The following is a 13,816-nucleotide window of genomic DNA, read 5'->3' as shown; positions in this document are numbered from 1 at the left end:
CGTTACGCCGCCAACATTTTTCGACAATGTGTAAAATATTCTACAGAGAAACCGTCGAAATCATTTAGCAGATGCCCAAGATACACCTTGTTACTGATTTCAACAAACCTGACGGAGGGGATATGTTGTAAAAAGGCGGCTATCGATGCGCTCCACCGTACTCTATGGGTCAAATGCAAAGATAAGTTCTCTTTAATTTTCTCCGGATTATATTCTTCCCGTCCAGTGACATTCATCAGTACAGGATAATTTGGCCGTACAATCTCCACCGTCTTGAGCACATCCCGCATGGGCTGAATCCCCTCAGACATAAGAGGCGTATGCCAGGCTCCGCTAACACCTAGCTTGACAGCATCCAGACCAGCCCCCATCAGAACCCCAGAGAATTCACTTAAATCTGGTAGCGTACCGCCAATCACCTGCTGAGAGGGACTATTATCACAACTCACCACGACCGGGCTTCCGGAGTCGATAATCAACTGACTTACCGTTTGAAAATCGGCACCTCTCACGGCTAGCATCGCGCCTTTATGAATATTGCTTAAATCGCCCATGATAGTAGAGCGCGCCAATATTAGCTTGAACACATTTTCCAGCGTTAAGGCGCCGGCCGCATAAAGTGCGCTATATTCACCAACGCTATGGCCGCACGAACCAACAACGTTAGCGTCAGCGAATCGCTCGGCATACAAACTATAGAGAGTGATATTGATAGCTGTCACCGCCGACTGCTGCGTCGTCGTTTTCACCAGACGATTCATCGGTCCCTTCTGACACAACCGACGAAGATCTAACCCTGTCACATCGCTGGCGCAGTCCCAGATTTGTCTCGTCGTTGTATTCAAATCCCATAAATCAGCTCCCATTCCGACGGCAGGATTTCCCTGACCGGCAAAAATAAGCACCGTTGGCTGGTCTGATAGCTTTATCATAGAAAAAATATCCTTATAAATAATATTTAAATCCAACGTAAACTCCGAGAGTCTCGCCAAAAAGTGCGAACTCAGAATCACGACTACCTAATGCGCTATACAACCCCGTATAAGTCTCAGCCTGTTCGCTCACCCCTTTTAATGGCTGGACAAAATGGGCCCCGATTAAGGAGCTACCATCGACTAAGTTCACCACTAAATAAGGCTGAAAAGTTGAATGATCTATACTCTGTAAACTTAACCATGAAGTAATGTAATGCCGCCCCTGCAGCATACCTTTATTTCCTGTATTACTTATTTCTGAACCCATCAGATACTTATAATCATCTAATACTTGGTCTAAGCTGGAATAACCGGTTTTTTTACTTAATAGCCTAATAAAATCAGCCTGCTCTCGCCATGCCGATTTTGAGTAGCCTTCGCTTTGATAGTAGTACTCAATGCCAAACACACTAAAAAAGTCAGTGGTGTATTGCCCACCAACGGCTAATTCATAACCTTTTTTGTCATTCTGCGCATATAGCGATGAAGGATATAGCCCAGAAAGCACCTCGTTCCGTTTTTCAACAGAAAAGTGACGCCACTGTTGCGTTTTGTGCAAAGCCGCTTCTACGTTGACAACAAACTGAGGAGTTAAATTATAGCCATCAGATAGTGCCAATGAAGGAGAGTCGCCAAGCATTATATTCGCTGCTAGCCGATGGTTAACAAGCCGATAATCGGTATAACTTAATAAATAGTATTCACTGCTGTTAGCCCTTTGATTGGCTGTCCAGTTACTGGATGATTCATAATATTTATCGATACTTGCTAATTTGGGTATAACAGTAAGCGAGAATGCATAATCACGAAATTCTTTGGCTAACCGCCCCCCCCAATACGACTCGCTATAGGCGGACTCCAGCTTCGGATCGTATATTCGTGTCGGTTTAAATCCGGCATAATAGGAAGTCAACAGTGATGCTGGTGATTTTAAATGAAAGGCACCTGGAAATGAATTTATTTTTCCACCTTCAAAACTTATGCTATCAGACAACGACCAGTTAATCTTGAGCCGATCAATTAATATTTTTGCGCGATGATCATCCTGTTCGAATAATCCTACTTCTTTTATCGCATAATATCCTAAACTATATAATGAAAAATCTAATCCCAGCACATCCTCAATGAAGGAACAAGCGCTTGAAAGATTAATAGAAATATCATTATACGCGTTATCGGCCGTGTATGGATTAGCGCCATTGATGCGCCAAATGGAGTCACTTTTGTGCGCAAAAGATGCCTGCGCGTTCAAAATAATCTGGCCATTCGAGCGTATTTGGTCACCTGACAGACAATTAGCCATTCCCCATAATGGTGTTAGTGACAAAGCAAATAGCAATGTACCCAGATGGCCCTTCACTTCGCGCCTCGCTGAATAAACTCTTTAGTGAAGTGGAATTCAGGCAACGATTCAAGGCGAACATCACTATACTTCATGACAGAATAACCTTTTTCATAGCGAGCATTCTGCACAATAATCTCTGTTGGACGATTCTTCCCTAATACTATCTGATAGTTTTTATACAAGACACTTTTGAGAAGTTGATTATCAAGAGAATAATATGATGCTTTAAATGGCCGATATTCCGCATTTTTTTCCACCAGGTAAATCACTTTAGGATAAGTAACGGCCTCAGATTTCCGAGTGAGAGACAGTCGATAGCAAATTTTATCTCCACAAGGCTCTTCCCCTTCCAGGGTCGAATCATAAGCATACTCGAAGTTCGTCACTATAACATCGCCATTAGAGATCTGACCGATTAATCGTTGTGAGCGCGAAATAGGAATAGGCCTGCGTAATTCTGGCGTATAAAACCATAAGTCATACCAATCAGATAACATGATCTTGCCTTTATCTCGCGGAGGATAGGTAAAACGGATAAGTGAACGAGCATCAGCTTTCAAACCGTTTTCTGGTTTAATAAAGCGCATCGATATATCTAGCGACTGCATGTTTTCAGGCACTTTGCCACCCTCTTTATACTCAAGTACAGTCACGTTATAGCGAAAAGGCTCATTTGGTGAGCGAACATCATCAGCTCTCCGAATTATATTCAGAGCTTGCAGGCTATTACTCGTAGCCTGCACCGGGACAGAATGCAAATATATAGCTATGATAAATAAATACAATACACTGGTTTTCATACTTTCCTCTATGAAAATTTGAATGCATCAGTGATGTTAAGGCGCGATGCACGGTATGCGGGAATAATGGAAGCCACGACTGATGTTAAAATTGGTAATATCATGGTTACCCAGATCAATTCAACATCATTTGTTTTAATAAATGCGGTGTAGCCTACTGATTGGCCCGGCGAAGGTGGCATCGCAATACCAGAAATATTAATTATGGCAGCAATAGTGAAACCAAAGAAAAGACTCCCCAATGCGCCAAAGATACCAATATATATGCCTTCCATCCAGAATAAACGCGTAACACGACTTGATTGTAAACCAATTGCGCGAAGTGTAGTAATTTCCCGGGTTCGTTCAACAATATTCATCGTCATTGAATTACCGATCATGAAAACCACGATTAGCGCCACAATAAGTTTAATAAAAAAATAGATCCCCGACAGCATGCCCTCCACCTGCTGGTAAAAAATAGAGTTCTCCTTCCAGTCCTTAACGATCAGAGGCAAATGCTGGTCTGCTATATACTCTCTCATTTTCTTAACAAAAGATGTTACATCATCGTTGTTTAGCAAGATGACTATCTTACTAACACCATCAGTCCCCATAATTCGCTGCGCAGTCTCAAGAGGCATTTTTATAACAACATCGTCATAATCCTTTATTCCTGATTCAAAGACGCCGCGTAGTTTGACAGAGATAGCCCCCTGCCCTCCGGCTATATTAACCGCCATGACATCAAGCCAGTCACCATAGTGGCTATCTAGTGTTTTTGCCAGACCACTGCCAATAGTAACTTCATTGTGTTTTACGCGAGATAAATCGCTACCAAAAACTATCTTATCAAATGCCCCTAACTTCAGGGCTGGTAAAGGTTCTACGCCTTGTGCTGAAAAATAATTTGACGTTTCACTTTCGTAGTGTGAAATTATTCCGGTAAATTCAAGCTGGCCAGCTATTGTTGAAATCTCATTAGAAAAATCGGCGTTATGTAAAATTTTATTTTTTAACGTAGCATAATCAGAGATCAGGCTCTTATTTTTGTTAGCGGTTTCAAAATAGGTCCTGTTATAAATTTGCACATGACCAATGTTGGTACGTATCGTTTGTTCTTTGAGTATCCAAAAAGAGTAGTTGATAAAACCACCATACAAAAATATTGCGCAACCACCTAAAATGATGGCAGAAAGAGTAGATATTGTTCTCCGCCGATGTCGTAGCAAGTTCAAAAATGAGAATTTTGCATCGCCAAAATTAAAGATGACATTATAAATAACAAACATCAATATTAAAACCAGAATAGAATTAAAAAATATCATATCCTTTGACATTTAATCACCCTTAATAACAGGAACGATAACCTGCATGACTTCAGCCATTTCCCAAACCGGCGACTGGTTACTTTCAAAATCAATTTCACGCTGCTGATTGATTCTGCGAAGATGCTCAGTGAGTTGCTTTTCTTGCTGTTTGCGATGGCAATTATGCAGTGCTCGCAAACGCATTGTAATTATATTATTAATAACCTCACCGCTAAATTTTTCTTTATTTTCAAGAAGTAAATCAGTATCTTCGATTGTAATCACGCAGCGACCTAATTCCACGGGAAGCCAGGCATCCACTCTTGCACGCAAATATCGAATTAGCATGTTATCTTCATTAGCATCTACTGATTCATCCAGATAAAAGAATCCAGTCTTCGCGTATTCAGAAGCGTTAATTAGATCATTAACGCTCTGATAATAGTTAGCCTGTCGCAACATTCCCCATGAGTAAAAGATCAGCGCGCCGACGTTGTTAGTATGTTCATATTCTTTAAATAAATCAGCAGTGATAGATGCTAAAGCTTCTGGCTCACCAGGAAATCCGTTCTGTAAGACACGGGAGGTCGCAGGAGTTGATCCCATCTCAGCAAATACTGCAAATGTAAACATGGTCAGACACAGGAGGAGAATTTTAAAAAGATTACTTCGCTGAATCATAAATTATTGCTCCATCCTTAATTTCCACGCTCCGTCTTGCGCGATCTTTAAGTTGAGTCGAATGGGTTGAGATAATAAAAGTTGTTTTCGTTCGCTGATTAATCTCAACCAGGAGGTCCAAAATCGATTCACCGGTAGCCAGATCCAAGTTACCGGTAGGTTCGTCAGCAACAATAACTTCAGGGCTATGCGCTAGTGCCCTTGCAATAGCGACCCTTTGCTGTTGACCACCTGACAACTGGCCAGGTTTTCTAGCCAATAAGTGGGATAAACCAACACTATCGAGGAAATGCAGCGTTCGCTCTCGGGCCTCTTTCGCATTAAAATGACCATTCAGCGTCAGGGGATAATAAACATTATCAAAAACACTAAGCACCGGTATTAAATTAAAAAATTGAAAAATGAAACCTAGATGTCGACTGCGAAGGTGTGCAAGATTTTTTTCAGACAACACATTGAGATTTTTATGCAGAAAGAAGACATGGCCTGAAGTTGGCATATCAATACCAGAAAGTATATTTAGCAAAGTACTCTTTCCGCTACCGGAAGGCCCACACAATACAAGAAACTCGCCTTTCACAACGTCCAGATTAATATTGTTTAAAGCATAAGTTATATTGTCCAGACAACCATAGGTCTTATATATTCCAGATAACGAAATATCCGGTAGTTCTGTTATATTGCTGCGCATATTCCCTCCTATTGGTACCAGGTATCAAAGTAGGCATAGCCGCTAGCTACTCCCGGAATAACGGTTCTGATACAACCATTATGTAATGCGTACTGGTTAATATATTGCCAAGTTAACGCCGGTGTCACACATCCGCTGCAACCGTAGCGAGCGATAAGATCTATCACGTTCTCAGAGGCTGTTATGGATTTATTTATACCTCCGGCATAGGCAATGCAGTCAATATCATTGATATTTTTATGACCCGGCAGACTAATTTCATTTACATCAGCATATGTGTATGGGCTGCAGTGTACTTTGAAACCACCTTCTCTTTTACTAAAAACAAAGCAACCTACCCGTTCGATAGATAAATTCACACCAGGAATATGATGATATTTCTTTTTTTCTTTACGTTGTTTCATACTTTCTGCAGTGAAAGCTAACAATGGTACAGCTCGGTATCCACCACAGATAACGACAAAATCAAAAACATCCCAGCCGAGATAATCTTGAGCCATTGCCATAGCCTGAAAGAGTGAACTATTTTCACCGCGAATTTTGCAGGTTACATCATTGATGGAAAATTTTTTGATCAGACTCTTTGGTAAAGTATCAATAGTGGATAAATTAAGGCTACTGATATTGTATTCAAACACGCCTGACTCTCCCCATGAATCGATATAGATAAATGCGGTTCGCGATTTAAGTAATAACATCCGTTCTTTTGCTGACAAGCTGTGTAAAGCGGCATCTGATACCTTATCAAGAGCATTTATATAAGGTATATGATCTGGTCGTCTTGTAATCTCGCGCGTGTATACATCATTTCTTGTTCCAAAGCGTTTGAACCTCCAACCATTAGCTCCAGTTGCCTTCAATGCTGTATTGTAGGAGTGTGATTCCCAAACATTTAGCCAGCTTGGATAATATAAATAAAATGGTTCTTCCGGTTCAAGGAAAGAATATGATGACAGATACATATCACTCTCCCTCGTAGCCAGTGTTGGTATTTAAATTAGTCATTAAGAGTGCAATGACGGAACCATCTACACCCAACCCAGTCTTTAATAAATGTTTCTTGTCATGTCTGCTTACCCTGCCCTCTGTCGGTATATGGCGCGAGACATCATTTATGATGTCATCATTAACAACAGGGAAAATTAACTCACCGTTTTTCAAAGAGTGATAACCAATTACTATATCTATCAATCCTGAACCGGTTGCGGTATAACCGATTTGTCCCTTATAGGCCAGTACTGGAAGAGTCATTTCACTTGTAAATATAGCGATAGCTTTTGCTTCAACATTATCACTTGATGAGGTGCCATTACCGTGAGGTATAAATGCACAAAGTTCTTCTTTTTGCACACCCGAATCATTCAGCAGTGAATTTATTAATTTTAGAATGCTGGCACTTTGCCAGTAGGCATCATTACTACGACCAGCATTAATTTGTTTATAAGCCGAGTAAATGCTTATTCCTGGACTTTTCCCTCGCCCTAATCGATGTCGTTGGTTTTCCAGCAGCATAACACCATAACCCTCAGCAAAAAGCACACCATTGCTATTCACACCAAAGGGTTGAACAATCTCACTATCCAGCATTCCCTGGCTCGCAAGAAACCCCAGATCTTGATATTTAATTTTTGAGATATTGATAATCAGTGCAAGATCAATACCATTTTTTTCAATTGCTCTGGTGGCCAGATGGATAGCTGTTAGCGACGAGTTACTTGTGCAGTTCATATTCGGCGGAAGGTAACTTAATTCATATTTCTTCGCCAGATTGTAAGAAAAGCTATCCTGAGACATATTTTTCACAGCCAGATTTTTAATTGAGGATGTTACCGACACATCCTCCATATCATTATAATTATAGAAATTTCTATAATCCATGACATCGACACGAGGACCGATCCCAGTAATGTACACTCTGACCCTGTCGCCTTTCAGGCAGTCATCATTGAGACCAGCCTGAAGTAAGGCTTCATCGATAAGTCTATACAAATGGTCAAGAGCGCTATCATTATTCTGCTTTAGTTTTGCAATATTTATATTGCCAGAGAACCCACATTCTATAGCTTGGTTATCTGATGCAAACCATGGAGATAAGTTCACGCATTTTCCCTGCTTTAAACTTTCAATTAGCAGCGAACTATTCTCTGCATAAGGCAAACAAACACTGAAACCAGAAATAATTGCTCTTTCGTTCACCGGGCTATCCTTTTATTACAATTGCGTAATAATTACCACCTTCGGTAGCACCAATTAAAAGAGCATACTTGATATTTAGATTTAATGGCTTATGCACAAAATTAATCCTTTTATCAGCGAATGCTTGTGTATAGGGAATGGCAGGAACTGATTGTTTTTTTAATACAATCAAGAATCACTGACAGGTTTAAAAGACCCGCAACCGAAGCGACAAAACCAAAGAAAGCATTATAATTCACTACTGGGACACGTGGATTATGGCAATTAAACGACATATAAATTGCATTCATTTCTATCAAAGAATTCACTTCGCTGCCATTGCTGGTACCACATACCAAATCAATATCTTTCGATGTAATACCTGCATCAACAAGCGCACGAGTAATGGCCAGAGACATTGCTGCGGATTTTTCTTCAACCTGAGTGATATCAAAGTAGGAATTACTACATGACTTACCATATCCGGCGATTTCGGCCAATACCTCGGCTCCGCGAGAAACCGCAGCCTGTGGGTCTTCTAATAACAGCATACAGGCACCTTCGCCAGGAACATATCCATTCGCCTCTTTAGCATATATCTGATAATCCGAAGCATCTGAGGTCATATGAATTTTATTTGTCACAGCATCCATATACAGAGACATGGAAGGGAAATATTCATCGGCTCCGCCCACAATCACCTGCGGCTGGAGCTGCTGGCGAACAATTTCATAACCATAAGTCAATGCGCCAAGCGCAGCGTTTTCACCTGTCGCCAGCGTTGTCGTATATCCTTTTATCCCCTCGGAAATCCCGCAGAATGTTGTAATTGAGTTCATCAGGGAACCGGGAAATTCAGAAGTACGTACTTTTCTCGGGTCAGGTTTCAAACTCTGCAAATACTTATAGGTTGTCTCTTGTGGACCTCGCGCCATTCCCAGCACCATGCCCAGGTCATTGCCATCGCGTTTAATCTTACGTTTAGCCATATTCAACGTTTCAGTGAGTGCGATGAGAGCAAAAGTCCCGCCGCGCGTTGCTTTACGCGGATCGTATCGGCGTAGATGTTTACGAGGTTCCAGATCTTTTACCTGGTAAGTTTTAAAATTCTTCTCATCCTCCGGCTGTTGATAGGTCTCTTTCTGATATTCAGGACCGAAAATTTCTGTAAGCTGATTGGTTGTTGCCAGTACATCCAACAGTGCATTCGCCTCCTCGAGTGTATCATCAGGGAATACGACACCGCTGAGTTCTACAGGGCTATCTGCTTCATGGATATAGTGAAGGATTTCATTTATCGAGTGGCCTATCGCCGATACTGCGCCAATCCCTGTAATGGCAACACGTTTTGCGTCATAGGAGGTGAGAGGAACAGAGCCAGGTTTTGTACTCACAATCATGCAGCAATTATTGCCGCCGAATGCGTAGTTGTTCTTCATAAAGATATTGATATCTTTTTCCCGGAATGCGTTCGCAACGTAGTCAAGATCGCAATTTGGGCGCGCCAGTGAAAAATTCAACGTTGGTAGAACATTTTGCTCAGGCAGAGTAACCAAACATGCAATCAGCTCAACAATTCCGGCAGCGCCAATATTGTGACCAAAATAGGACTTGGTGGAGCTGATCAATAAATTTTCTGCCCCTGAGAAAACTTTCTTCATCGCCAGAGTCTCTATTTGATCATTGGCTTCAGTGCCTGTGCCATGCGCATTGACGTAATCAATATGCTCAGGTTGCACCCCTGCATTCGCCATTGCTTTCTGCATAACCTGCACTGCGCCATTGGCTCTTGGGTCAGGCCCGGTTTCATGATAGGCATCGCAAGATGTTGCATAAGAGAGAATTTCGCCAAAAATGGTCGCGCCACGAGCAACCGCATGCTCGTACTCTTCCAGTACAACGGCGCCGGCCCCTTCGCCAATCGACATCCCAGATTGCCCTGAAAATGGCGAGCATGATTGCGGATGCATAACATTCAGGGCATAGAATCCAGCGAAGGTAGGCAGATAGATAGGCTCCGTTCCTATCGCTAACATCGCCTTGCTTTTGCCATTCTGGATATAATCAAAAGCCATGCCGACAGCATTCGGACTCGCCGTACAAGCCGTTGCGACGAGTTCCACTCCACCCTTTAGACCCAGAAGCGTAGAAGCGCTGGAACAACATGAAGAAAAGCCGCCTGAGAAAAGAGCTTTACGTAACGAGAAATCGTCAACACGCTGTTCAAAGAGTGGTAGAAATGCTTCAGTCCCCGCCGAAGACACGCCAACAATCAGACCCATCTGTTCCAGACACTGTTGATTGCTGAAAAGGTCCGCCTGATTTAGTGCCTCCTTGCCGACTTTATACGCCCAAAGCGCGGCATTATCGAGTGATGAGACAATCTCTTCGGATAATTCAGGACAATGAATTTCGTGCAACATTTCCGCCGCACGGGCATTCTCAAACCATTTAGAAAAACGAGCACTGTCAGTTATACCATTTTTTTTCTCCAACAGCGCTTGTCTGAAGTCTGTAATATTATCAGCCAGCGACGACAGTATTCCCATACCGGTAATAACTACTCTTTTTCTGCTCGTTTTCATAATATCCTGACATATCCTTAATTTTTATCATTATCCCGTTACTGACGGAAAAACAGTATGAATGAGGCTAACAATTAATACGTTTCAAGCGCGCTCTTAGCCTTCGAAGCATCAACATAGCTATGAGTTGTTGGGTTAATTAATAAACTACGATTATAAATAAATGGAACACTTTGCGTTTTAGCAGCAAATTCTCCGTTTGTAGTTACAATACTAAATCCAGTAATATCCGCTAACGCATAGCATTCATCAATAAGTGCCAACGCAATCCAGTTTTGCTTCGCTGGAGAATATACGGCGTTAACAATGACACCAACCTGATGCCCATTTACCATCACAAGGTCATCAGAATCGATATGGCCACACCCTTCATCCGGTATAATTCCAACAAGTTTACGTTCAGCACTCTTAAGGGATAACTCTTCGACTGCGCTCTTACCGATAAAATCCTCTTTATCGTATTGAATCGCCCACTGCATTTGCAATTCCACTGGATTACGTGAGTAACTAGAATAAAGGCTTTCATCCCATCCTGGATTCTCAATCCTCACCAGCCCTTGATAATCTAAACCACCCGTTTTTAGTAAATATTTTGATCCTATTTCTTGTAGCCTCATCCACATTGTAACCAGGACTGCTTGAGAACCGATTAATTGATATGCAAACTCACCATGTTTACCGCAGCGAAATACCATTAAACCATCATCGGTATTCATATATTCGTAATAAGGCAGACCGATGATATCAAAACCATAAGCTTCCGCCATTATTTCCCAGGCATAGGGGCCTTCCAGCATAACAATCCCCCAATCTTCTCCGTCCATCGATTTGATTTCTGGAATATCCTGTATATCTAGCTCTTCGGCCTTAAGGAGAACTTCATTTAGAATGTTTATAATTTCCTTAGAAGTCATATCCTCTGACAAAATATAATAGCCTTCTTCAGCACAAAGAATATAAACTTCACCGCGGATGGTTCCATCAACGTTAAGTACTAGAGAATAAATACCCTGCTCATCACGGATAATTGATACATCTGCTGAAGCCATGTAGTTCACTAGCGCCCATGCATCATCACCCATCACGCTGGTAATTGACATATGGGAATAATCAACAAGCAAAACATTTTCGCGTACGGCCTTATACTCTTCAAAAATATCATGATATGAAGAAGGCACGCATTTATCATTATAAATGCCCATTAGCGCATTATTTTGCAGGTGAAGTTCAGAAAGTAATTTCATAAAACGTCCTTTTATACATTATAATCAGCTTAGAAAGACTTCTTCTTTAAAATAAAAGATGCCAGATTATTTACACTTCGCATATAAGATGGATCATCACCCTCAGAAACCTGAATATCGAAGATTTTATCAAGCATAACGATAATCTCTGTTGCATCAACAGAATCCAGTTTCAAACCGTTTCCAAACAATGGCGTATCATCATCAATTTGATGAGGTTCACGCTGAACATTCAGACGCTGGATAATCTCGGCTTTAATTTTAACAATTATATTTTTTCTTTTTTCGATTTCGTCATTGATATTGGTCATGCCTGCTCTCCTTGTAATTTAGTAACTTCTCTAAAATTAATAATTACACCCTGGCTAATAATCTTTTTCCCTACGTTAGCTGTAACTGAATAATGCTTAAAACCACTATCATCAGAAAACGAAAGTTTGCTTACTACTTCAATCGTATCTCCGGGGTAAGCTGTCCCTTTAAATTTTAAATTCTGTGAAGCTAATACGCCTCGGACCTGGGCTCGCCGAGTACGTATCGTACTCAGCATATCTGGATGTCTGATAAGAGCGTAGAGGTCACGTAATGAACTAAGATTTTCACCATAGCGTTGTTGATAAATATCACAAATGTCAGTCAGAAATGAATAATATTCACTTGCCTGACCAAATATCTCAGAGATAATGGCTCCAGGCATAATCGGGTCTTCTGGAAAATGCCCAAGTAGATAGGGGTCATTGTAAGTTACATGCTTAATAACTTTAATGAAGCCACTCTCTCCATATTTGTAATCAACTATTTTATCGACCATGATAAGCGGTTGACGCCACCCTCCCATGGCAAGAAAAATTTTAGCTGGTATTGAATACTTAGACATAAATCACCGCATTACCATGCCACCATCGACCACGATGGTTTGCCCAATGATATAGCTTGATGCGGCAGAGCTTAAATAAACGATGACATCAGCTACTTCGTCGCACCTTCCTAGTCTTTTTAATGGAATAGAGTTAGTCACTTCGCGAACGACAGTGCGTGGAACCTTCTTCGCCATTTTAGACTCAATCATCCCTGGCGCCACCGCATTGACACGTACCCCCCGTGGCGCCAGTTCCGCCGCAAGCGTACGGGTAAAGCTTAGTATGGCCCCTTTTGATGCACTATAGTTGGCCTGTCCGATGCTTGGAACAATAGCAGCCACAGACGCAACATTAATTACAGCGGGTGTTTCCGCTGAACGTAATAACATTAGTGCTTCTTTCGTCAATCGGAACAAACTAAGGAGATTAGTATTGATAACCGAATAAAAATCATCAAAGGTCATTGATGCAAAGAGGCTATCTTTAACAATCCCTGTATTATTTACCAGTACATCCAGTCTCCCGGCTTCTCTGGTCAAGTGCTCGCACAGCGCTATAACTTCGTCTTGCTTCGAAAGATCGCAAGGTAAGATGTGAAGCAGTTCACCAGCGATGTGATTTTCTTTCAGACTAAGCAATGGCCCGGCATTCGTCTTATACAGTGCATAAACCGTACATTTTTGCTCGAGAAACTTTCCACAAATTGCAAGCCCTATGTCGCCGCTGGCGCCAGTAACCAGCACTTTCTTACCTATTAGATCGTTATAGTTATACATTTATAGTGAGTGCCTTAATTTAATAAAGAATGGTTGCGGCTATCGCATAAGTTCGACAATGCGAAATGCTTAGTGAAATATTCATAATATATTGTTCATTAAGTATATCTTTGATCTTGCCTGACACTATAAAGTCTGGTTTTCCATTTTCGTCATGCGTGACTTCAATATCATGAAAACAAATGCCATGACTAAATCCATAACCAACAGCTTTTACCAAAGACTCCTTCGCCGCCCAAAAACCTGCCGCACGTTCATAATTAGAATCAATAATTCCAATATCTCTGATTTCATTAGCTGTAAAAACTCTCGAGAGAAAACCTGATTTTTCATTGGTTATAGCTTTTTCGATCCGGGCTACTTCGACTATATCAGTACCAATACGCATAATATCCT

Annotated in this window: 13 protein-coding genes and 1 pseudogene; all 14 read right to left on the bottom strand. The window is 41.4% G+C overall.

Annotation, left to right across the window (positions count from 1 at the left end; translation table 11 throughout):
* Positions 1-2: 2 nt before the first annotated feature.
* The 14 genes and pseudogenes from EAE_RS12910 to acpS all read right to left on the bottom strand — a co-directional run bounded on the left by EAE_RS12910 (position 3) and on the right by acpS (position 13,808).
* Complete coding sequence (locus tag EAE_RS12910) at positions 3-932, bottom strand: ACP S-malonyltransferase (RefSeq protein ID WP_015704582.1); 930 nt, start codon at positions 930-932, stop codon at positions 3-5.
* 13 nt (positions 933-945) lie between these two features.
* Positions 946-2,334: a hypothetical protein gene (locus EAE_RS12905; RefSeq protein ID WP_032707543.1), complete on the bottom strand. Its 1,389-nt coding sequence runs from the start codon at positions 2,332-2,334 to the stop codon at positions 946-948.
* A complete protein-coding gene (locus tag EAE_RS12900) occupies positions 2,331-3,119 on the bottom strand; it encodes an outer membrane lipoprotein-sorting protein (protein WP_015704580.1) in 789 nt (262 codons plus the stop codon). Before EAE_RS12900 ends, EAE_RS12905 begins: the two co-directional genes overlap by 4 nt.
* 8 nt (positions 3,120-3,127) lie before the next feature.
* Positions 3,128-4,438: an ABC transporter permease gene (locus EAE_RS12895; protein WP_015704579.1), complete on the bottom strand. Its 1,311-nt coding sequence runs from the start codon at positions 4,436-4,438 to the stop codon at positions 3,128-3,130.
* A complete protein-coding gene (locus EAE_RS12890) occupies positions 4,439-5,089 on the bottom strand; it encodes a hypothetical protein (RefSeq protein WP_015704578.1) in 651 nt (216 codons plus the stop codon).
* A complete protein-coding gene (locus EAE_RS12885; RefSeq protein WP_015704577.1) occupies positions 5,073-5,780 on the bottom strand; it encodes an ABC transporter ATP-binding protein in 708 nt (235 codons plus the stop codon). Before EAE_RS12885 ends, EAE_RS12890 begins: the two co-directional genes overlap by 17 nt.
* An 8-nt stretch (positions 5,781-5,788) precedes the next feature.
* Positions 5,789-6,742 (bottom strand): hypothetical protein, encoded by a 954-nt coding sequence (locus EAE_RS12880; protein WP_032707542.1) that lies wholly within the window; start codon positions 6,740-6,742, stop codon positions 5,789-5,791.
* A gap of 1 nt (position 6,743) precedes the next feature.
* The gene (locus EAE_RS12875; RefSeq protein ID WP_015704575.1) at positions 6,744-7,976 is read right to left on the bottom strand and encodes a beta-ketoacyl synthase N-terminal-like domain-containing protein; all 1,233 of its coding nucleotides are present in this window, start codon (positions 7,974-7,976) and stop codon (positions 6,744-6,746) included.
* A 4-nt stretch (positions 7,977-7,980) separates the two neighbouring features.
* Positions 7,981-10,540 (bottom strand): annotated as a pseudogene (locus EAE_RS12870) (beta-ketoacyl synthase N-terminal-like domain-containing protein).
* A 74-nt stretch (positions 10,541-10,614) separates the two neighbouring features.
* Entirely contained in the window at positions 10,615-11,784 is a 1,170-nt protein-coding gene (locus EAE_RS12865; protein WP_015704573.1) for an aminomethyl transferase family protein, read from the bottom strand.
* A 29-nt stretch (positions 11,785-11,813) separates the two neighbouring features.
* Positions 11,814-12,095, bottom strand: a complete 282-nt coding sequence (locus EAE_RS12860) for an acyl carrier protein (RefSeq protein WP_015704572.1) — start codon at positions 12,093-12,095, stop codon at positions 11,814-11,816.
* Positions 12,092-12,661, bottom strand: coding sequence for a hotdog family protein (locus EAE_RS12855; protein ID WP_015704571.1), 570 nt, complete (start codon positions 12,659-12,661; stop codon positions 12,092-12,094). The genes EAE_RS12860 and EAE_RS12855 overlap by 4 nt, the downstream gene beginning before the upstream one ends.
* Positions 12,662-12,664: 3 nt before the next feature.
* A complete protein-coding gene (locus EAE_RS12850; RefSeq protein WP_015704570.1) occupies positions 12,665-13,420 on the bottom strand; it encodes an SDR family oxidoreductase in 756 nt (251 codons plus the stop codon).
* 19 nt (positions 13,421-13,439) lie between these two features.
* Positions 13,440-13,808: a holo-ACP synthase gene (gene acpS / locus EAE_RS12845; protein ID WP_015704569.1), complete on the bottom strand. Its 369-nt coding sequence runs from the start codon at positions 13,806-13,808 to the stop codon at positions 13,440-13,442.
* Between the last annotated feature and the right edge of the window lie 8 nt (positions 13,809-13,816).

The sequence above is a fragment of the Klebsiella aerogenes KCTC 2190 genome (assembly GCF_000215745.1).
GTDB lineage: Bacteria > Pseudomonadota > Gammaproteobacteria > Enterobacterales > Enterobacteriaceae > Klebsiella > Klebsiella aerogenes.
The sequence above is the reverse complement of the archived record's forward strand: the minus strand, read 5'-3'. Positions and strand labels throughout refer to the sequence as shown.